17 protein-coding genes and 1 pseudogene are annotated in these 21612 nt (G+C 46.9%); 4 read left to right on the top strand and 14 right to left on the bottom strand.

The features are described from left to right. Positions 1-785: pseudogene (locus ACZLMD_RS09550) on the bottom strand (glutamate synthase subunit alpha); the annotation flags it as partial. Positions 786-1217: 432 nt separating this feature from the next. Here ACZLMD_RS09550 and ACZLMD_RS09545 point away from each other — a divergent pair. Together ACZLMD_RS09545 and ACZLMD_RS09540 are read left to right on the top strand one after the other, a co-directional pair. Beyond that, a complete protein-coding gene (locus ACZLMD_RS09545; RefSeq protein ID WP_489495613.1) occupies positions 1218-1799 on the top strand; it encodes a xanthine phosphoribosyltransferase in 582 nt (193 codons plus the stop codon). A 146-nt stretch (positions 1800-1945) separates the two neighbouring features. Continuing rightward, on the top strand, positions 1946-3289 hold the full coding sequence (locus ACZLMD_RS09540; protein ID WP_489495612.1) for a uracil-xanthine permease family protein: 1344 nt from the start codon (positions 1946-1948) through the stop codon (positions 3287-3289). A gap of 779 nt (positions 3290-4068) precedes the next feature. On the opposite strand, the gene rpsU is transcribed toward ACZLMD_RS09540, so the two are convergent. From rpsU to ACZLMD_RS09525, 3 genes are all read right to left on the bottom strand, one after another. Next, positions 4069-4242, bottom strand: coding sequence for a 30S ribosomal protein S21 (rpsU, locus tag ACZLMD_RS09535; protein ID WP_022013401.1), 174 nt, complete (start codon positions 4240-4242; stop codon positions 4069-4071). 181 nt (positions 4243-4423) lie between these two features. Next, positions 4424-7078 carry an alanine--tRNA ligase gene (alaS, locus tag ACZLMD_RS09530; RefSeq protein WP_484107723.1) on the bottom strand — a complete coding sequence of 885 codons (2655 nt, stop codon included), beginning with the start codon at positions 7076-7078 and terminating at the stop codon, positions 4424-4426. A 210-nt stretch (positions 7079-7288) separates the two neighbouring features. Next, positions 7289-9016, bottom strand: coding sequence for a Na/Pi cotransporter family protein (locus ACZLMD_RS09525; RefSeq protein ID WP_489495611.1), 1728 nt, complete (start codon positions 9014-9016; stop codon positions 7289-7291). Between the two features lie 233 nt (positions 9017-9249). Between ACZLMD_RS09525 and pdxR the strand changes: the two genes are divergently transcribed. Next, positions 9250-10722 (top strand): MocR-like pyridoxine biosynthesis transcription factor PdxR, encoded by a 1473-nt coding sequence (gene pdxR, locus ACZLMD_RS09520; RefSeq protein ID WP_489495610.1) that lies wholly within the window; start codon positions 9250-9252, stop codon positions 10720-10722. Here the strand turns inward: pdxR and ACZLMD_RS09515 are convergent. The 10 genes from ACZLMD_RS09515 to ACZLMD_RS09470 form a co-directional block, all read right to left on the bottom strand. Beyond that, positions 10689-11567 carry a bifunctional riboflavin kinase/FAD synthetase gene (locus ACZLMD_RS09515; protein WP_022304881.1) on the bottom strand — a complete coding sequence of 293 codons (879 nt, stop codon included), beginning with the start codon at positions 11565-11567 and terminating at the stop codon, positions 10689-10691. The genes pdxR and ACZLMD_RS09515 overlap by 34 nt on opposite strands. 20 nt (positions 11568-11587) lie before the next feature. Further along, positions 11588-12514, bottom strand: coding sequence for a tRNA pseudouridine(55) synthase TruB (gene truB, locus ACZLMD_RS09510; protein WP_489495609.1), 927 nt, complete (start codon positions 12512-12514; stop codon positions 11588-11590). Positions 12515-12534: 20 nt separating this feature from the next. Further along, positions 12535-13482, bottom strand: coding sequence for a DHH family phosphoesterase (locus ACZLMD_RS09505; protein WP_118561014.1), 948 nt, complete (start codon positions 13480-13482; stop codon positions 12535-12537). Positions 13483-13504: 22 nt separating this feature from the next. Further along, a complete protein-coding gene (rbfA, locus tag ACZLMD_RS09500; RefSeq protein WP_118561012.1) occupies positions 13505-13870 on the bottom strand; it encodes a 30S ribosome-binding factor RbfA in 366 nt (121 codons plus the stop codon). A 26-nt stretch (positions 13871-13896) separates the two neighbouring features. Further along, a complete protein-coding gene (gene infB, locus ACZLMD_RS09495; protein ID WP_118561010.1) occupies positions 13897-16713 on the bottom strand; it encodes a translation initiation factor IF-2 in 2817 nt (938 codons plus the stop codon). 16 nt (positions 16714-16729) lie between these two features. Further along, positions 16730-17032: a L7Ae/L30e/S12e/Gadd45 family ribosomal protein gene (locus ACZLMD_RS09490; RefSeq protein ID WP_022304886.1), complete on the bottom strand. Its 303-nt coding sequence runs from the start codon at positions 17030-17032 to the stop codon at positions 16730-16732. Then, a complete protein-coding gene (rnpM, locus tag ACZLMD_RS09485) occupies positions 17022-17312 on the bottom strand; it encodes an RNase P modulator RnpM (RefSeq protein WP_022304887.1) in 291 nt (96 codons plus the stop codon). Before rnpM ends, ACZLMD_RS09490 begins: the two co-directional genes overlap by 11 nt. A 20-nt stretch (positions 17313-17332) precedes the next feature. Beyond that, entirely contained in the window at positions 17333-18397 is a 1065-nt protein-coding gene (gene nusA, locus ACZLMD_RS09480) for a transcription termination factor NusA (protein ID WP_022304888.1), read from the bottom strand. A 42-nt stretch (positions 18398-18439) separates the two neighbouring features. After that, complete coding sequence (gene rimP / locus ACZLMD_RS09475) at positions 18440-18937, bottom strand: ribosome maturation factor RimP (protein WP_118561006.1); 498 nt, start codon at positions 18935-18937, stop codon at positions 18440-18442. 202 nt (positions 18938-19139) lie between these two features. After that, on the bottom strand, positions 19140-19922 hold the full coding sequence (locus ACZLMD_RS09470; protein WP_118561004.1) for an N-acetylmuramoyl-L-alanine amidase: 783 nt from the start codon (positions 19920-19922) through the stop codon (positions 19140-19142). A gap of 634 nt (positions 19923-20556) precedes the next feature. Here ACZLMD_RS09470 and ACZLMD_RS09465 point away from each other — a divergent pair. Further along, positions 20557-21612, top strand: a 1056-nt coding sequence (locus tag ACZLMD_RS09465; protein WP_489495608.1) for a diguanylate cyclase domain-containing protein, incomplete at its 3' end; no start/stop codon positions are given.

Genomic DNA, 21612 nt, shown 5'->3' with positions numbered 1-21612 from the left:
ATCGTATTGATCTCACCATTGTGTACGATGAAGCGGTTTGGATGAGCACGCATCCAGCTTGGATTTGTGTTAGTACTAAATCTGGAATGCACAATTGCAATTGCAGAAACATAATCCTCATCCTGCAGGTCCATAAAGAAGGAACGAAGCTGTCCAACCAAGAACATTCCTTTATAAACGATCGTACGGCTGGAACAGGAAACAACATAAGTATCCTCGCTGCTCTGCTGCTCAAACACACGGCGTGCCACATACAGCTTACGGTCAAAGTCAAGTCCTTTCTGAACATCATCCGGTCTCTTTACAAAGCCCTGCATAATATAAGGCATGCACTCCAACGCCTTGTGACCGAGAATGTCCGGCTTGATTGGAACCTCTCTCCAGCCGAGGAACTTCATGCCTTCCTTCTCTGTGATCACCTCAAACATACGCTTTGCCTGATTGCGCTTTAACTCATCCTGCGGAAAGAAGAACATACCCACACCATAATCGCGCTCTCCTCCAAGCTCAATACCAAGCGGCTCTGTCGCTTTCTTAAAAAACTGGTGCGAAATCTGAAGCATGATACCTACTCCATCACCGGTCTTACCTTCTGCATCCTTACCGGCACGATGTTCCAGCTTTTCCACAATCTCCAGTGCTCCGGATACTGTGTCATGGGTTTTGTTACCCTTAATGTTGACGATGGCACCAATACCACAGTTGTCATGCTCAAAATGCGGATCATATAAGCCCTTTGTCTCATGATCAATACATTTTGAAGCCTGTACTGCACTCTCATTCATTGCTTCCTGATTAACCATTCCATGTTCCTCCATTCAATTATTGATATCGCGGTATCCGCTTAAATTTACTTGTTTTGACTGCGGATACCTAAAAAAAGAAAAAGGGGTCAACAAGTAAAACCTGTCGAACCCCTTTGTTCTTCAAATTGAAGCTATTATAATATATATTCTCAATAATTGCAACACATTTTTAAGTTTTATCAATAATTTCTTTGAATAATATAGCATTTTCCCGTTTTGATTTATTTTCTTCTGTTTAATATGCTCTGTTTCGTCCAAAAACACCACTTGCTTAAGAAAATATACTGTCCCTTGCGAAATTGCCTGTTTCATGCTAAACTTATCAACATTAAAACACTCAAAAAAGGGCGTTTTTCAACGCTTTGTGCCTTTCGCACAGAGAAGCATTCTATTCAGAAAGGAATCGAAACCATGAATTTTTTAGAAGAACGTATTATGAAGGACGGCATTGTAAAGGAGGGGAATGTCTTAAAGGTCGACAGCTTTCTCAACCATCAGATGGATATCCGTCTCTTTGACGAGATGGGTGCCGAGTGGAAACGCCGCTTTGCAGACAAACCGATCAACAAGATCCTGACCATCGAGGCTTCCGGTATCGGTATCGCCTGCGTGGCTGCCAGACATTTTGATGTACCGGTCGTCTTTGCCAAGAAGTCCAAAAGCATCAATATTGAGGGAGACATGTATGTAGCCGAGGTGGAGTCCTTCACCCACAAGTGCAAAAATCAGGTCATTGTCTCCAAGAAGTTTCTAAGTCCGGAGGATCATGTGCTCATCATTGATGATTTTCTGGCAAACGGCTGTGCTCTGCAGGGACTGATCTCCATCATCACCGAAGCAGGCGCAACTGTTGAAGGAATCGGCATTGCCGTTGAGAAGGGCTTCCAGGTCGGCGGTCGTATGATCCGTAATCTCGGTTTCCAGTTAGAATCTCTGGCTATCGTGGATGCCATGGACGCCTCCACCGGCAAGATCACCTTCCGCGAGCAGTAACCCCCGGCACATCCATTGGGGACAAAGTACTCTCTGCCCCCCGTCATCTTTTAAATGATTTTCCTTATAATAAGAAATAATACATCAACGGTCCTGTTACCGGGATCGTTATTTTACCAATCGAAAAGGAAAGGAATTTACATGAAATGAGTAACAAAAATAACAGTTCTGTAAGCAACATCTATCAATTAGAGGGACGGGTTCCCGTATCCCGCGCCATACCGTTTGGTCTTCAGCACATTCTTGCAATGTTCGTAGCCAATATTTCACCGATCATCATTGTTGCAGGTGCCTCCGGCGTTTCCGGCAAACAGCTTGCAATGCTGATCCAGAGTGCCATGCTGATCGCCGGTATCGGTACACTGATCCAGCTTTTTCCGCTCTGGCGGATCGGCTCCGGTCTTCCGATCGTTATGGGTATCAGCTTTACGTTCGTATCGATCATGTGTTACATCGGCACAAACTACGGCTACGGCACGATCATGGGAGCCGTACTGATCGGCGGTCTGATCGAGGGCTGTCTTGGTCTTTTCGCCAAATACTGGATGAAGATCATCTCTCCGATCGTATCCGCCAGCGTGGTTACGGCGATCGGATTTTCCCTTCTCTCTGTAGGCTCCACCTCCTTCGGCGGTGGCAGCGGCAGCGAAAACTTTGGCTCTGTCGAGAACTGGATCCTCGGTACGATCACACTGCTTTGCTGTATCTTATTTAATATATTTGCAAAGTCCTACTGGAAGCAATTGTCCGTCCTTTTCGGACTCATTGTCGGATACCTTGTCGCAATCCCGATGGGACTTGTCGATTTCTCCTCTCTGGCAGGCACCAGCGTCATTGCTCTTCCACATCTGATACCATTTAAAATGGAATTTCATTTAAATGCGATCATTTCAGTAGCGCTGATCTTCTTAGTATCTGCCACAGAGACAATCGGAGATACGCAGGCACTTGCCAATTCCGGCTTAAACCGCAGTGCTACCACAAAGGAGATCTCCGGATCTCTTGCCTGTGATGGTTTCATCAGCTCCCTGTCCTCTCTGTTTGGCTGTATGCCGATCACATCCTTCAGCCAGAACGTCGGTCTTGTCGCAATGACAAAGGTTGTCAACCGCTTCACGATCGCTACAGGCGCGCTGATCATGATCCTTGCCGGTATCTTCCCAATCTTTGGTGCTGTGCTTGCCACACTGCCGGATGCCGTTTTGGGCGGATGTACGATCATGATGTTTGGAACGATCGTTGTCAGTGGTCTGCAGATGATCGGTAAATGCGGTTATTCACAGAGAAACATCACTATCGTGGCACTTTCCTTAAGTATCGGTATTGGCTTTACACAGGTGCCGGAGCTGTTCTCTGTATTTCCGAAGATCATCGAGACAGTCTTCGCAGAGAACTGTGTAGCCGTGGTATTTCTGGTAGCGGTTATCTTAAACCTGATCCTTCCGCAGAATATGGAAGCATTTGAGGAAAAGAAAGCTGCAAACGAGTAGTAAATGATCCTTATTACGGCTTTCGCCGCAGTACAAACATATCATAACGAAAGAAGAGACATGCTCTATATGACATAGAACATGTCTCTTCTTTTCGTTTATCAAAACGTTTTACTAAGACTTCCCATTCCCCCAATTGATGTATGCCCATAATATTTCTTATGTCTGATTATTTAGAAGTTACATTTTGTCTGCCAATGTATAAAAATCCGTGAGCTATCACTAAAAAATTGTCTTGTCACTGACGGATTTCGAAAAATCTAATTGCTTTGCTGCTTTGATCTTCGATAAACGCATCCTGCCGTACTCGCCCCAAGGTGGGAATCAGATGTTTCGAGAGGCACTTGCATCCGCCGGTACTTACGCCCCAAGTATTGTAAATACATATATAATTATTTAACACTTGGGGCGTTATGTACCGCTGCGTGGTGCAGTGGTAGCGAAAGCGTGCCGTCCGAAATAGCTGAGCCCACCTATGGGGTTCAGTCGTTCGGATGCGCATTTATCAAAGCATTGCAAAGCAAAGATTTTTCAGAAATCCTACTGATCTGCGTCAATTTTTTAGTGATAGCTCACGGATCAATTTATTTTCCAAGGCAAAATGGATGTTTCATTCTTGGACATAAGAAATATTTTGGGTTGATTTCTGTCTTTGGAATGGGAAGTCTTAGTATTTCATTACATACATCGAGACTTTTCATACCAAAACAGGGAAGTCTGTCTCGCGACAATCGACTTCCCTGATAAGGTTTTACTCTTTTTCATTGTGGTTTCGTAAATTAATATTTACGCTTACGAGCTGCCTCAGACTTCTTCTTACGACGAACACTAGGCTTCTCATAATGCTCTCTCTTACGAATCTCCTGCTGAATACCTGCCTTTGCGCAGTTTCTCTTGAAACGGCGTAAAGCGTTATCCAATGTCTCATTCTCTTTTACGATTACATTTGACATAGTCTCACACCTAACCTCCCTCCAGTTGTAAATTTTGCGCGGCTGCTGTGCATTCAGCTGCTTATAAATCCAATACACAACTGTATGGGTATTTTTAACGACAGGATTCCTCCTATCAACGCACAAGATAGATTATAACACATTTTTCCATTTCGTCAACTACTTTTTGAAATATTTCTCTTTATTTCAACTGACCCTCAAGGACTTCTTTTACCTTGGCGATCGCGTTGTCGATTCCGGCCGGATTCTTGCCGCCTGCCTGTGCCATATTCGGACGTCCGCCGCCGCCACCTCCGACTTCGGAAGCAATGGCTTTGATCAGGTTGCCGGCATGTGCTCCGTGCTTCATTGCCTCATCGGTTGCCATAGCAAGCAGAGAAACCTTTCCGCCCACTGCGGATGCCAGAACAACGACACCCTCACCGATCTTTTCCTTCATCTGGTCACCGAGTGTACGCAGACCATTCATATCTACCTCAGGTACGCTCATTGCCAGTACCTTTACACCGGCAATCTCCTGAATCTGGCTGTCTACATCACCGGCTGCCTCGTTGGCAAGCTTTGTCTTAAGCTTCTCATTCTCGGACTGGAGCGCCTTGATCTCCTCCTGCATGGACTGAATCTTCTTCTCCAGCTGCTCCGGCTCAGCCTTTGCTGTCTTTGCTGCAGCATTCAGTGCCTTCTCGATATTATCGTAATGCTTCATCAGACCTGTAGATGTCAGTGCCTCGATACGGCGGACACCTGCTGCAACACCGCTCTCGGAAATAATCTTGAAGGATGCGATCACGCTTGTGTTCGCTACATGAGTACCACCACAGAGCTCTGTACTGAAATCACCCATCTTGACAACGCGAACCTTATCGCCGTACTTCTCACCAAAAAGAGCCATCGCACCGGTCTCTTTTGCCTCTTCGAGTGTCATCTCCTCGGTTACAACATCAAGACTTGCAGAGATCTGATCATTGACGATCTGCTCAACCTTCTCAATCTCCTCCTGTGTCATTGCAGAGAAATGAGAGAAGTCGAAACGAAGTCTCTCGGCATCCACGTAGGATCCCTTCTGCTCAACATGATTGCCCAATACCATACGGAGTGCCTTCTGAAGAAGATGTGTTGCACTGTGATTCTTTCCGGTATCCAGACGATTCTTCGGACAAACCTTTAATGTCGCGGTATCGCCGGTCTTGATCATTCCCTTTGTAACCTTACCGATATGACCGATCTTGCCACCCTGCAGGTGAACCGTATCCTCAACAACAAACTCGCTGTCTCCGACAGTGATCGTACCTATATCTGCCTTCTGACCACCCATGGTTGCATAGAACGGTGTCTCCTCAACGATCACGGTACCTGTCTGACCATCTGTAAGTGCATCAACAAGCTCTGTCTCTGTGGTAAGTACTGTGATCTTTGAATCATGCTCCAGATCATGATATCCGACAAATTTAGAAGTAATTGCCGGATCAATCTGCTGATATACGGTCTCCTCGGCACCCATGTAGTTTGTCTCTTTGCGAGCCTTACGTGCCTTGTCCTTCTGCTCCTCCATAAATGCTTTAAAGCCGGCCTCATCTACGGTGCAGCCCTGCTCCTCAAGGATCTCTGTCGTGATGTCAAGAGGGAAACCGTAGGTATCATACAGCTTGAACGCATCTGCGCCGGAAAGCTCTGTCTTGCCCTCAGCCTTCATTGTCTCCTGCATCTCATTTAAAATAGCAAGTCCCTGGTCGATCGTCTTATTAAACTGCTCTTCCTCTTTATTCAGAACATTTAAGATAAATTCTTTCTTCTCTTCTAACTCCGGATAACCGTCCTTGGACTCGTTGATCACGGTCTTTGATAACTCTGCCAGAAATGCTCCCTTGATGTCGAGCTTTCTGCCATGACGCGCTGCACGGCGGATCAGACGGCGGAGAACATAACCACGTCCTTCGTTACCCGGCATAACACCATCAGAGATCAGGAATGTTGAAGAACGGATATGATCGGTGATCAGACGGATGGAAACATCCTTCTCATCGTCCTTCTGATACTCTGTATGAGCCATCTCGCAGATGCGGTCACGGATTGCCTTCATGGTGTCAATATCAAAGACAGAATCCACATCCTGTACAACAACAGCGAGACGTTCCAGACCCATTCCGGTATCGATATTCTTATTCTGGAGTTCCTCGTAGCCGCCATGTCCGTCTCCGTTAAACTGGGTAAATACATTGTTCCATACCTCCATGAAACGGTCACAGTCGCAGCCAACCTTACAATCCGGTTTGCCACAGCCGTACTTCTCTCCTCTGTCGTAATAAATTTCAGAGCACGGACCACAAGGACCTGCACCATGCTCCCAGAAGTTATCACATTCCCCGTTCTCATCACGGTAGAATCTGGTGATCTTCTCTCCCGGCACACCGACCTCCTTTGTCCAGATATCGTATGCCTCTTCATCCTCACCGTAGATAGACGGATATAATCTCTCCGGCTCCATACCGATCACCTTTGTCAAAAACTCCCATGACCATGCGATCGCCTCATGCTTGAAATAATCTCCGAAGGAGAAGTTACCAAGCATCTCAAAAAACGTCAGATGACGTGCTGTCTTACCAACATTCTCAATATCTCCTGTACGGACACACTTCTGACAGGTTGTTACTCTACGCTTCGGCGGAATCTCCTGTCCCGTGAAATATGGCTTGAGTGGTGCCATACCCGCATTGATCAGCAAAAGGCTGTTATCATTGTGCGGAACCAGCGAAAAGCTCTTCATCGCCAAATGATCCTTGCTTTCAAAAAAGTTCAAATACATTCTTCGAAGCTCATTTACTCCATACTTTTGCATGTTTATCCTCCATTCTGCACATTTCCGTGTGCATCCACAAATTGTATGACCGACCGCCCGAAAGCTTTGCCGGCTTTGTTTTTCCTTACTGGAATAAAGAAAAAACCCCTAATTTATAATTATAAATTAAGGGTTTGTATCTGTCAATCATTGTTTCCGGCATCAAAGCCATTTCCTAAGTACAAATTGCATAACCGGATCAAAACGAAACTATCCAAGCACTTCCTCGATATGCTCCTGATTCTTATCCGCCTCCGGATCATCCTTCAGGATTGAAAATGCAATGTTGGTAGAGTGATCGGCAATCCGCTCCAGACCGGATACGACATCCGTAAAGATCATGCCGGCATGTGCCTGACACTTGTCGCTGGTCAGACGCACGATATGATTATTCTGAAGCTGACGCTCCATGCCATCGATCTCATTCTCAAGATCAAGGATCTCCTGCAGATGTTCCTCGCTGTTGTGGCTGAACATATTGAGTGCCAAAGAAAGGATCTCGCAGGTGTCTTTCAGCATCTCCTTCAGTTCCTTCTCCGCATCTGCCGAAAAGCTAAGCTCCTGATCAATGCAGGTCTTTGCAAAATCTGCGATATTCTCTGCGTGATCTCCGATCCGCTCAATATCATTGACTACATGGAACAGTCCACCTAACATCTTACGATCCGCCACCGGCAGAGACAATGTATTGATCTGCACCAGATAATCCGTGATCTCTGTATTCAGATAATCGATCGTAATCTCCGTCTGATAGACCTCTGCGATCAGATTCTCATCTTTATTTAGCAGGGCATCCATTGCCTTTTCCATGTTCTCCTGTGCGATATTACCCATGCGGACGATCTCACAGATTCCTGTCGGTACGGCTGTGGTCGGGTTATATACATTGTGTCCGCCGATATAAGCAAGCTCCGGTGCTGTGCTTGTCGCCTCCTCTTCCTGATCCTCGCCCGGAATCAGAATGTAGGACAGCTTGATCAGAAGCGGTGACAGAAAGAAGAATACCGCAACCTGAACCACCTTAAACATCGTATGCGTATTGGCAACCTCTCTCTGAAGGAATACATTCACGCCATTAACCATCTGATCCGGCTGGGTACAGGTATGCTCCGTCATAATGTGAAGCAGATGCTCTACACCATTGCTGCCTAAGATCAGCACAATAAACATCAATATAGATCCCAGCACGTTAAAGGAAAGATGCAGGCACGCTGCCCGTTTCGCCATCTTATTGCCGGAAAGACTGGTAAGCACTGCAGAAATACAGGCACCGATATTACAGCCAAGGATCATGAAAAATACATGATGAATATCGACAACGCCCTGTCCGCATAATGCGATCAGAATACCAACCGTCGCGGATGAGCTCTGCAGGATTGACGTCACGGCAAATCCAAAGAACACACATAAAAACGGATTGGAAAGCTGACCAAGTGTTGATGTCACAAGAGGTGCATCCTTTATGGTTCCCACTGCAGAGGACATCGTTCCCATACCAATAAATAAAATACCAAAGCCGACAATAACTTCACCGAACTTCTTGACCATCGGGTGCTGCATAAACATGACCATGATGACACCGACAAGCAGGATCACCGGAGCGTACTTGGACATATCCAGCGACAAAAGCTGTCCTGTCACCGTTGTACCGATATTGGCACCGAAGATCACACCGATTGCCTGAGACAGATTCATCAGACCCGCATTTACAAAGCTGACGACCATAACAGTGGCCGCATTGGATGACTGGATGATACCGGTAAATATAATACCGACGATCAACGCAGAAAATCTCGTCTTTGTCAATGTCTCCAGGATACCACGCATCTTGTCGCCGGCAACCTTTTGAAGACCATCACCCATCAGTTTCATTCCGTAAAGGAACATGCCGAGTCCGGCAATTACATTCAATATCGCTGTAGAATACTCTGCACTCATCTTTTGACCTCTCTCTCTGTGCAATCTCCCCGGTCATGGATTCTGTTTTTGACCTGCACACGTTATTATACTATTTATCATTTTTCCCTTAACTATGTTAAACGATTCTTACAAAAGATACAAGCAGATTTTACATTTTTTACATTTTTTTTACACAGTGTTCATTTCAATTTGCGTCCCCCCTTAAAATATGATACCATTCGATGCATAAGAACATTTCAGGAGGAATCAATATGCTGTCAATTCATTTGGATCAACGATCCGGCAAACCATTATATAATCAGATCTACGAACAGATTCGTGAACAGATCCTGACCGGCGAACTGACAGATTCCACAAAACTGCCCTCCACGCGCAGCATGGCAGGCAATCTCGGCGTCAGCAGAAATACGGTGGATACCGCATATTACCAGCTTCAGTCGGAGGGCTATATTGATGCCGCTCCCAAGAGCGGATTTTATGTGTGTGCGCTCACTCCTGTCGATTACCGCACAAAGCCAGCCATCCCGGTGCCGGAGAACACTACCGGAAGCACAGACACAGCCGGTGCATCCGAAACACCGGACAAACCGGCTTTTCTCTACGACTTTGACCCCTACTCGATCGATATCAGTCATTTTCCGTTTTCTGTCTGGCGCCGTCTCTCCAGACAGGTATTAATGGACGACCATTCTCTTTTCCTTCTTGGCGACAACCGCGGAGATCAGGCACTGCGCAGTGCAATCTGCAGTTATGTACGCATGTCAAGACAGGTAACCTGCACACCGGATCAAGTCATCGTGGGGGCCGGTGTGGATTATCTGCTGCAGATGCTTTCCCTTGTATTTCAGTCCTCCTCTATGAATAATATCACACTGGAGTCGCCCGGCTACACGCAGGCAGCGCATATCTTTCACAACAACGGGCTGACCGTCACTCCGGGAACTATGGATAAAAGCGGGCTCAGCACATCGTCAATTGCACCGGAAAGTTCCATCGTCTATGTCACACCATCCCATCAGTTTCCGCTTGGCACAGTCATGCCATACGGCCGGCGTGTCGAGCTTCTTACCTGGGCAAAAGCTTCTGCGGACCGTTACATTATTGAAGATGACCACGACAGTGAATTCCGTTACCGCGGCAAGCCGATTCCTGCCCTTCAGGGAATGGATGACGAGAACCGTGTTATTTATATTGGTACCTTTTCCAAAGCGATCGCTCCTGCGATCCGTGTCGGCTACATGATCCTTCCACCGGAACTTCTGAAACGGTACGAACAGATCTGCGGACATTATTCCTGCACTGTCTCCCGCGTGGATCAGGCAATCCTCACGCATTTCCTGTGCGAAGGATATTTTGAAAAGCATGTCAACCGCATGCGAAAGATTTACCGCAGCAAACATGATCTCATTCTCGAATGCATGCAGCCGCTGATCGACCGGTATGGACTGACGCTTCAGGGCGAACACGCCGGCATGCATATCACGATCTTCCTGCCGGAGCACATCAATGAGCAGTCTCTGATCAAAAATGCCGCCGCGCAGGGCATTCGTCTGTACGGCATCGAAAGTCATTATCTGCCACAGCACCCGGAAAAGCTCCGTCAGCAGGCAATCCTGCTTGGTTACTCTGCCCTCACCGAGGACGAGATCAAAAAAGGTGTCCACCTCATGGTGGACACCCATATCTTCGATCAGAGCAGTTCCTCTGCCCGTTTCTTATCATAAGCCATCTGTGCCTTCAGCGCATCCAGACTCTCAAACCTCTGCTCCGGACGCAGGAAATACAGAAAATATACTTTCATCTGTTTGCCGTAGAGATCCCCGTCAAAATGAAGCAGTGTCGTTTCTACATTTGCCTGACTGGCACCAACAGTCGGCTTTACACCAACATTCGTCACTCCGGCATAGATCTTCCCATCGACTTCCACTCTGCTGGCATAAACGCCATAAACCGGAAGAAGCTTCTGCGATCCCGGCACAAGGTTCGCAGTCGGCATGCCGATCGTTCTTCCAAGTGCGTTGCCATGAACAACTTCTCCGCTCACAAAATACGGATCTCCAAGCAGCCGGTTGGCTGTCTCGATTTTCCCTTCGGCAAGCTCTCTGCGGATCCTTGTGCTGCTGATCACTTCGCCATCCTCACAGATTTTCGGAAACACGCAGAGCTCGTAGCCATATTTTGATGCATATTCGTCAAGCATTTCTACATTTCCACGGCGTCCACAGCCAAAACGAAAGTCTTCGCCAACGCAGATCAACTTTGCATCCATACGTTCCACCAGAATCTCCTGAATAAATGCTTCCGGAGTCATCGACTTTGTTTCCTCACGAAACGGGAAAAGCACCTCCCGCTCAACGCCAAGTCTCTGCAGCAGATCCCGTTTCTCCTGCTCCACATAGATCTGCGGTCCCTTCCATATTCCGTCAAAGGTAAAGATCGTTGCATGCATGTCCTTCTGCTCTAGGATCCTGTTCAGCAAAAGGCGATGCCCCCGGTGAAAACCATCGAATTTCCCCAGAGACACCGCACTGTTTTCTATTTTAAAGTCAAGACCATTTATGATTTCCATTGTCCTTGTCCCTTTCGCCGCTAAAACATCTTCCGCACCCGAAGGTCCTTTTCTCCCTTCCGGTACATCGCCTTAAACCGCCCCGTCTCATCATAGACAAGAAATTCCTGTCCTTCAGAAAGCTCCCTTATCATAACAGGATTCTCCCAATCCGGGTCATATGGCTGCAAAAAACGAGGTAGCAGCGGATTTCCATTGGCGAGCTTCGCTGCAAATTCATCCCGGATCTGATATGCGGGATATCCGGCAAACAGCGCATCGACCTGCACGATATGTGCCTCAACCACATTCTCCGCCATAAACTGCTCAATCTGCGCCAGCGTGAATGCTTTTTCCAGTTCAAAAACACCGACTCTTGTCCGCAGCAGCGACTTCATTGCACCGAAGCAGCCAAGCTTTTCTCCGATGTCGTTGCAAAGTGTCCGTATATAGGTTCCCTTCGAGCAGGTCACATCTATGGTAAATGTGCCTTCCTCCGGTACAAAATCCACCAGCTCCAATGCATAGATCATAATCGACCTTGCCTTGCGCTCGACCGTCTTTCCCTCTCTTGCAAGCTCATAGAGCTTCTTTCCATTCACCTTCAGTGCCGAATACATAGGCGGAACCTGAAGCTGATTCCCTGTAAAGCCACAAAGAACCTCCTGCAGAGCTTCCCTCGTCACCCCGGAGCAGTCCGCTGTCTGCAAAATCTCCCCCGTCATGTCCTGTGTATCCGTTGAAACGCCAAGCTGGCACACGGCACGGTATGTTTTGTCTTTGTTCGTAAGCAGATCGCATACCTTTGTCGCCTTCCCGAGACAGACCGGAAGAACGCCCTCCGCTTCCGGATCAAGTGTACCCGTATGACCGATCTTTTTCTGATGCAGGATTCCCCGCAGCTTTGCCACCACATCATGGGAGGTAAAGCCCTTCTCTTTATAAACATTGATTATGCCATCCATCACACTCTCTCCTATATGAGACGCTACATCTGAAACTCAATATGCTCCGTAATATTATTGACTACATCATGCAAAGAGCCGCGCATCGTACAGCCTGCCGCCTTCACATGACCGCCACCGCCGAAATAGACAGCAATCCTGCTGACATCGATCGTGGTATTGGAACGCATGCTGACCTTGTACTCCTGATCACCAATCTCATGGAGCAGAAGTGCCACCTCAACCCCCTTTGTCACACGAAGCTGGTCAATAATTCCTTCGATGTCCTCTGTCTGTGCGCCGTAAAATTCCAGCATCCTCCGGGTAACTGTGGCAACGATCACCTTTCCATCCATCAAACGCATGCTTGTAAGAAGTGTTCTTCCAAGAAGCTGTGTCTGTGTATAGGTTCTCTGGTAAAAGCATTCGTCTATATATTTCCAGAACGGAATGCCCTTTTCCATCAGACTTCCGGCAATCTCCATTGTTTTTGGGGTGGTGCTGGAATAACGGAACACACCGGTATCCATAATAATTCCAATATAGAGTGCCTCTGCGATCTTCTCGTCGATCAGCTCCTCTTCCATCAGACCATAAAGCACCTCACAGGCTGAGCTGCAGCCCGGCTTGACGAAATTATCCTTCGCATAGCCAAGATTGCTCACATGATGGTCAACACATGCTGTCTGCTTTGCAGTGTCAAACACCGCCTGCGCCTCTCCCAGACGATCCTTCGAACTGCTGTCCAGCACCAGGAACAGATCCACCGGCTCCTTCGGAAGCTCCTGCACAAATATCGTGTGATCCGGATCCAGAAAGTCAAATACCTCCGGAACCTTTTCCACATACGCATGAATAGCAGCGTCCGGATATAATTTCTTCAGATATCGGTAAGATGCCACGGCTGCGCCGACACAATCGCCATCCGGTCTTAAATGTCCTGCGATAAATATGGTCTTCGCTCCCTGTGCAAGCTCTCTTAATCCTGTCATCCTCTAACCGCCTTCCTGCTCTTTATTTCTCTTCTTCCTCTTTCTTCAGTTCATCAATACGTTTCGACATATTGATTCCATACTCAATCGAATCATCCATCACGAACGTAAGCTCCGGCGTATTGCGCAGATTTAACTGCTTTGCAAGCTGTGTACGGATATGAGAGGCTGCGCTCAAAAGACCCTTGTGTGTCTTTTCACGATCCTCGTCGTTGCCAAGTACACTGACGAATACCTTTGCAAACTTCAGATCCGGAGTTACCTCCACAGAGACAACCGAAGTCATCGGATGAATCCGTGGATCTTTAATATCCTGTGCAATGATCTTGCTCAGAACTCTCTGAACCTCCCCATTCATGCGGGAGTATTTAATACTGTTTTTTTTCATAGCTATTCCTCATTTCCCATTGCTTCCTATCTAGGAATCTCAACCATAATATAAGCCTCGATCTGGTCACCCTCATGGATATCATTGAAATCCTGTGCCACGATACCACACTCATATCCGGCTGCAACTTCCTTCACATCATCCTTGAAACGCTTCAGGGATGCCATCTCGCCCTCAAATACGAGTTCGCCTTCACGGCTGATACGGATCTTGCTTCCACGCTCAATCTTACCATCCAGAACATAACTTCCGGCAATCGTTCCGACACCGGATGCCTTGAAGGTCTGACGAACCTCGAGATGAGCGATCACCTTCTCTTCGTATTCCGGATCAAGCATACCCTTCATTGCCGCCTCAACATCCTCGATCGCATCGTAAATAACGCGGTACAGACGAACGTCAACCTTCTCGCGGTCTGCAATGTCCTTTGCAGTGTTATCCGGTCGAACATTAAATCCGATAATGATCGCATTGGATGCACTTGCCAGGCTGACATCAGACTCGTTGATCGCACCAACACCGGCATGGATCACGCGGACTGCCACCTCTTCATTGGTAAGCTTGAGAAGACTCTGCTTCACAGCCTCAACAGAACCCTGTACATCAGCTTTAACGATAATGTTGAGTTCCTTAATATTACCTGCCTGAATCTGGGAGAATAATCCATCCAGAGTCAGTTTTGCCTTTGTATCATCAAGCAGCTTCTCTCTTCCCTGAGCCACATAAGTCTCAGCGATATTACGTGCTTCCTTATCATTCTCGGTTGCCATAAAGATCTCACCGGCATCCGGCACATCATGAAGACCAAGGATCTCAACAGGTGTAGAAGGAAGTGCTTCCTTTACGCGTCTTCCACGGTCATCCATCATAGCACGGATCTTACCGTAAGCAGCTCCGACAGCGATATTGTCACCGACATGAAGTGTACCCTTCTGTACCAGAATCGTAGCTACAGGACCACGTCCCTTGTCTAACTTCGCCTCGATAACAACACCTCTTGCCAGACGATCCGGATTAGCCTTTAACTCCTCAACCTCTGCGGTCAGGATGATCATCTCAAGAAGCTGATCGATACCCTCGCCGGTATGTGCGGATACCGGAACGAATACCGTATCTCCACCCCAGTCCTCAGCGATGAGCTCATACTCCACTAACTCCTGTTTTACACGCTCAACATTGGCACTTGGCTTATCGATCTTATTGACAGCAACGATAATCTGTACACCTGCTGCCTTCGCATGGTTGATTGCCTCTACAGTCTGTGGCATAACACCATCGTCCGCTGCGACAACGAGGATTGCGATATCCGTTGCCTGTGCACCTCGCATACGCATGGAGGTAAATGCCTCATGTCCCGGTGTATCTAAGAAGGTGATCTTCTCACCATTGATCTCTGTGACATATGCACCAATGTGCTGTGTGATTCCACCTGCCTCACGGGAGGTAACGTTTGTCTCACGGATCGCATCCAGAAGAGAAGTTTTACCATGGTCAACGTGACCCATAACGCAGACTACAGGCGGTCTCTTCTTCATTAAGGATTCATCCTCTTCATCCTCCTTCAGAAGCTCTGCAACAAGATCGACCTTCTCCTCCATCTCAGCGATGCAGTTGTACTCCAGTGCGATCTCTTCCGCCTCTTCATAAGTGATCTGATGGTTCAGCGTTACAACCTCACCACGCATGAAAAGATTCTTGATCACGGTAGATGCCTGCACCTTCATGATATCAGCCAGCTCCTTGATCGTCATCTTCTCCGGCAGAATGATATTTCTGATGCCATCCTCCGGCTCCTCCGGTTTTACAACCGGCTCCGGCTTAATAAATGCACCCTTACGGTTCGGATCCTTCTTCTTGGTCTTTCTTCCGCCCGGTCCGTAAAGTGGATTGTACTCCGGCTCTTCTCTGTCACGGTCTCTGCCATGTCTCTGCTTTGCACTTCTTGAGTCATTCTTAGCTCTCTGTGCTCTGGACTGCTTAACCTCAGGCTTCACTGCATCAATTCCGGAGAAGGAATTGCCACCACGTCCGCCATCGCGGCGTCCACCGTTCTGGCCGCCACGGTTATCTCTGTTCTGGCCGTTACGATTGTCGCGGTTGTAACCGCCCTGTCCGTTTCCACGGTTACGGTTGTCTCCGCGGTTATCTCTTCCGCCCTGTCCGTTACGGTTGTCACGGTTGTAGCCACCCTGTCCGTTTCCACGGTTACGGTTATCGCCACGGTTGTCTCTTCCGCCCTGTCCGTTACGATTATCACGATTGTCACGGCGTCCACCGTCACGACGGTCACGATTGTCGCGGTTATCTCTTCCACCCTGTCCGTTACGGTTGTCACGGCGGTTATTCTGCTCAGGACGATTCTCAGAGACCGGCTTCTTCTCCGGTGCCTTCTGTGCTGCCGGAGCCTTTTCCTCTTTCTTTGGCTCTTCCTTCTTCTCTTCTTCCTTCTTTACTGGTTCCGGTTTCTCTTCCTTCTTCTCGGTCTCTTTCTCTGCTGTCTTTTCCTTCACCGGTGTTTCCTCCACAGTCTTCTTCGTCTGTTCCTTCTTCTCTTCGGTCTTAGCCTCTTCCTTTTTCTTCGGCTCTGCCTTTTCTTTGACTTCCTTCTTTGGAGCACTTTCCGTCTTTACGACTTCCTCTGTTTCCTTTACAGGCTCAGCCTTCTTGGCAGATCCCTTAAACTTATTCAGAAGAAAGCTGATCGCATCATCTTCAATACTGCTCTGAGCACTCTTTACCTGAAATCCGTTCTCCTGTAACAGTTTGATCAGATCCTTGCTCTTCAGATCCGGGAATGCTCCCTGCAGACTTCTTGAAATCTCATATATCTTCATCTTTGCCATATATTACTACGACCTCCTAATCCATTTTCTTCATAATTGCCTGTGCAAAACCATTATCTACGACTGCTAATGATGCTCTAAGTTCTTTTCCCATTGCATGCCCAAGATAATCTTTTGCAGCATGGATGCGAAGTGGCACCTGATAAAACTCACACATGTTTCGGAATTTCTTTTGTGTATTTTCCGAAGCATCCTCCGCCAGGATAACCAGTGCAGCCTCTCCGGTCTTTACCGCCTTCTCTGTCATGAACTCTCCGCTCACAACCTTTCCGGCTTTCTGTGCCAGCCCGATCAGATTCAAAACTCTGTCATTCTGCAATGTTATCCATCTCCTTTTCCAGTTCCTTATATATTTCATCGGGAATAACCGTTTTCAGGGAGCGTTCCAGTGATTTCCGTCTGCGCGCCTTGCGAAGGCATTCCGTAGAATTACATATATATGCACCACGTCCGTTTTTCTTGCCTGTCAGGTCGATCACAATCGTATCCTCCGGCGTCTTAATGATGCGTACCAGTTCTTTTTTCTCTTTTCTCTCACCACATCCGGTGCATTGACGCAGCGGAACCTTTCGTGGACGGACACTGCTTTTCTCTCCCATATGCTCACATCCTTTTCTGATTATTCCTGCTTAATATCGATCTTGTATCCTGTCAGTTTTGCAGCAAGACGTGCGTTCTGACCTTCCTTACCGATTGCCAGAGAGAGCTGATTCTCAGGAACGATTACTCTGGCTGTTTTCTCTTCCTCATCCGCAGTAACGGAAATAACCTTTGCCGGGCTGAGTGCATTCTCGATCAGCACTGCCGGATCATCACTCCATGTAATGATATCAATCTTCTCGCCGCGCAGCTCGTCAACGATTGCATTGACACGATCACCATTGATACCAACGCATGCGCCGACCGGATCAACATTTGGATCCTCTGTATAAACAGCGATCTTTGTTCTGGAACCTGCCTCTCTTGCAATGCTCTTGATCTCCACTATGCCATCCTGAAGCTCTGTTACCTCTTCCTCAAACAGACGCTTTACAAACTCCGGATGTGTTCTGGAAACAGTAATACGAGGTCCCTTTGTCGTATCCTTTACCTCCACAACATAAAGCTTAATGTGCTCTGTCGGTTTGAAATGCTCGCCATGCACCTGCTCGCTTTCCATCAGGATTGCATCAACCTTACCGAGGTTAATACAGACATTATTACCACTGTAACGCTGAACAATACCGGTGATAACCTCACGCTCTTTCTCAAGATACTGTGTATACAGCACCTTTCTCTCCTCCTCGCGGATCTTCTGAACAACAACCTGCTTTGCCTTCTGTGCAGCGATTCTGCCGAAGTTCTTTGGGATCACCTCGGTAGATACGGTATCACCCAGCTCAACCTTGCCATATTTCAGGGTTGCCTCAGTCAATCCGATCTGTGCAGTCGGATCCTCTACCAGATCATCCTCTACAACCTCATAATCCGCAAATACCTTGATCTCTCCGGTATCACGGTTGATAGAAACACGGATATTGTCCGCCTTGCTCTCAAACTGATTCTTGCAGGCAGCCACCAGCGAATTCTCAATCGCCTCGAGAATGATGTCCTTACTGATCTGTTTCTCCTTTTCGATCGCCTCCAATGCTTCAATAAGCTCTGTGCGGTCTGACTTTGTTGATTTACTCTTTCTTGCAGCCATTTTTATCTCCTCCTAAATATAAGCTTCCTGAACTTGTATTCACTAAAAATTAATGGTTAGCTTCACCGACGAAATCTCTTTTCTCATAATCTCATATTCAGGTGAAAACTCAGTCTCAACAGTGATCGTATCCGGTGTGTATGCAAGAAGAACTCCTGTAAGCTCTTTCACCGACACTTCTTTGCCGTTTCTCCCCACCGGAAGCTTTCTGCCCTGATAAAAATGAACATCCACCTCTTCGCCTATACTGCGTTTGAAATCTTTGTCCTTCTTGAGCTGTCTTCCAAGACCCGGCGAGCTGACCTCCAGCACATAAGCCTCTGATATGAAATCATCCTTATCCATCATATCGCTCCATGCACGATTCACCAATTCGCAGTCATCAAGGGTAATACCACCCTCTTTGTCCACATAGGCACGCAGATACCACTGACCGGCTTCCTTGACATATTCCACGTCAACCAGTTCAAAGCCGTTCTCTTCCATCAATGGCTCCAGCATCTTCTCCGCCCGTGCCTCATACTCCTCACGTTTCGTCAAATGCATAACCTCTTTTCCACTGACGAAGCAGCAACCATGAAACTCTTATAAATTACTGCCTTCGTTCCAAAACGAAAGAGTGGACCGCGCAGTCCACTCTTCATAATTTACAGTATCACAATGACGATAATAGCACTACAACCTCGGAAAATCAAGGGGTTTTGCGTATTTTTTACGATTTTTCCACATTTTTTTACGAATTTCACTGCACAACCGGTGCAATCCGTGTCTCATAGCCATTTTCGTACAAAATCTGTTCGGCACGGCGAACCTCGGTCAGTGACGGATATATTCCCTGGCAAACGACATAGTAATCTCCTCTCTTCCCAACAAAACTCTCAAATCCGTCCTCCTGCAGAAGCGCTGCCAGATTCTTAGCATTCTCTTCATGTGCAAACATCCCGGTTTCGATCGTGTAGCTTTCTGCCTTCTCTGTGGCCCGGACATCCTTCCCGGCTTCCTGCAGCGTTTCAAGGATGCCGTCCGCAATCGCCTGTGCCACCTCAGGGAATTTAGCATCCAGAAGCGCATTGTCCCTGTCCGTGTTGATAAATCCAACCTCAACCAGTCCCGCCGGCATATTGGACTGACGGATTACCGGCAGATCCTTTCGCACTGATATTCCAAGATTAGTAAATCCCGCCTTTTCCAGCTCGCTGTTAATATTCTGCGCCAGCAGGCGGCGTGGACCGCTGTCTGCATACACAAGCGTTTGTATCCCTGAATACTGATTCGGGGACGGACTGGAATTACGATGGATCGAAATAAACAGATCCGAATCGTTTTCGTTGGCGATCTCCGCCTTCCTCTGCGGAGTCTGATAGACATCCTCGGTCCTTGTGTATCTGACGTCCACTCCCTCGTTCTGCAAAATATTTCCGACTGCCAGTGCCAGGTTCAGATTATCATCCTTTTCTTTCCGTCCCTGATAGGAAGCACCATTGTCATAGCCTCCGTGACCGGCATCCAATGTTACCACTGCCATAGTCATCCTCCCTTTACTGTGATAGAATGATGCCGGGACAAATATTTGACCACTGCATCATATAATAAGAAGTCTTCTCCTACTATGACTATGCAGCCGGGGCGATTTGGTGTGTTTTATATTCGTTGCAAAACTTTCTCTGTTGCCGCCTCACGAAGTTGGTTCAAGTTTTCCAAAACACTCTTTCATATTCAGAAACACATCTGCTATAAAAGAATCAATCCCTCATATTCATCCCTGCAGATCGAACATACCACCAGATCACACCGTTCATTGATATCTACATGGGGCATCTGTATCGGGTTCAAATTGATAATTTTGATTGGCGTATCATTCTGATTTTTCTTTTTGGAACGCAGATGATCTCCATCGGCTGATACAATCCCACTATCATAGTCTGAATTACTGTCATATTCCAGCCGAATAAATAGGTTTATCAAACTTTATATTTACCCTAACAGGAATATCATAAAAGCAGAGACTTCATTCAATAATGAGTGAGGCTTCTTTTAGTTTTGCTTATGGGTTTGAAGTGTTAGAAATTTATGCAACTTCATAGACATTTTCTTATCGTTGAGCTATAATATTAAAATCATATGGAACATATAGGCATTGATTTTAGGAAGTGATACAAATGAAAAAGCTAAAAAAGAGATTCATTGTTCCGGCAGTGGTATTTATATTGGGCATGTGCGCGTTAATCGGTACGACATATGCAGTCGGTAAGGGTCAGGAGCAGCAGAACAGGACAAAAGCGAAGCTCAATGCGATGACATATGCAGAGCGTATAAATGGCGAGCTTATGGAGGGAATAGATGTTACCGATACCTTAAAGCAGGTTGTCATAAGTGGTGATGGAAATATAAATAAGTTTTATGATATTGCAGCAAATATGATGGACGATTCGATTCAGAGTATACAGATAGCACCGAATGGAGTTGTGACTGAAATATATCCAGAGGAGGGGAATGAATCCGGCAAGATAGATCTGATAAATGATAGTGACAGGGGAGAGATTTCGCGCTATGCGAGGGATAATGACACTGTAATTACGCAGGGACCATTTGAGCTGAAGCAGGGCAGATATGGTATAGCAGTGCGCAATCCGGTTTATTTGGAGGATGAAAATGGTCAGAAGAGCTTTTGGGGCTTCACAATTGTTATACTGAAGGTTCCGGAAATTTTTTCTGATTCTGTAAAGGCTCTTTCCAATTTTGGATATAAGTACAGTCTGCAGAAGTGTGCTTCGCCGTGGGATGATATGTATGAGTGGGTTTATGGTTCAAAGAAAGAGTTGAACGATCCGGTGATATATGACTTTGACGTGTATGGAGACAAGTGGAGGCTTGAGATTTTACCCAAGAGTGGGTTTTACAATAATAACTACCTGATATACATGTTTATTGGAGGTGTAATTATAGTCCTGCTTTTGACTGGGCTTATAGCAGCATTGATTTTCATCAATGAAAACAGGAAGAATTTCAAGAGACTTGCTGTGACTGACACACTGACCGGTATCTACAACAGGCTCGGCTTTGATGATCAGGTTGAGCAATATATGAGGCAGAACCCGCAAAAGCACTGTGTTATGGCGATGCTTGATATTGATGATTTCAAGCTTGTTAATGATGTGTATGGACATGCGGCGGGTGATGGTGTACTGCAGAAGCTTGCAGAGAGCATGAAGCAA

This window comes from Jutongia sp., from assembly GCF_057878315.1.
The sequence above is the reverse complement of the archived record's forward strand: the minus strand, read 5'-3'. Positions and strand labels throughout refer to the sequence as shown.

Coding starts and splice junctions, on each gene's coding strand:
- infB (WP_118561010.1), bottom strand. CDS start 16,713: ATGGCAAAGATGAAGATATATGAGATTTCAAGAAGTCTGCAGGGAGCA.
- ACZLMD_RS09470 (WP_118561004.1), bottom strand. CDS start 19,922: ATGGCAGTGGTAACATTGGATGCCGGTCACGGAGGCTATGACAATGGT.
- nusA (WP_022304888.1), bottom strand. CDS start 18,397: ATGGCTGCAAGAAAGAGTAAATCAACAAAGTCAGACCGCACAGAGCTT.
- alaS (WP_484107723.1), bottom strand. CDS start 7,078: ATGCAAAAGTATGGAGTAAATGAGCTTCGAAGAATGTATTTGAACTTT.
- ACZLMD_RS09505 (WP_118561014.1), bottom strand. CDS start 13,482: ATGACAGGATTAAGAGAGCTTGCACAGGGAGCGAAGACCATATTTATC.
- pdxR (WP_489495610.1), top strand. CDS start 9,250: ATGCTGTCAATTCATTTGGATCAACGATCCGGCAAACCATTATATAAT.
- ACZLMD_RS09525 (WP_489495611.1), bottom strand. CDS start 9,016: ATGAGTGCAGAGTATTCTACAGCGATATTGAATGTAATTGCCGGACTC.
- ACZLMD_RS09540 (WP_489495612.1), top strand. CDS start 1,946: ATGAGTAACAAAAATAACAGTTCTGTAAGCAACATCTATCAATTAGAG.
- rbfA (WP_118561012.1), bottom strand. CDS start 13,870: ATGAAAAAAAACAGTATTAAATACTCCCGCATGAATGGGGAGGTTCAG.
- ACZLMD_RS09515 (WP_022304881.1), bottom strand. CDS start 11,567: ATGGAAATCATAAATGGTCTTGACTTTAAAATAGAAAACAGTGCGGTG.
- rnpM (WP_022304887.1), bottom strand. CDS start 17,312: ATGGGAGAGAAAAGCAGTGTCCGTCCACGAAAGGTTCCGCTGCGTCAA.
- ACZLMD_RS09545 (WP_489495613.1), top strand. CDS start 1,218: ATGAATTTTTTAGAAGAACGTATTATGAAGGACGGCATTGTAAAGGAG.
- rpsU (WP_022013401.1), bottom strand. CDS start 4,242: ATGTCAAATGTAATCGTAAAAGAGAATGAGACATTGGATAACGCTTTA.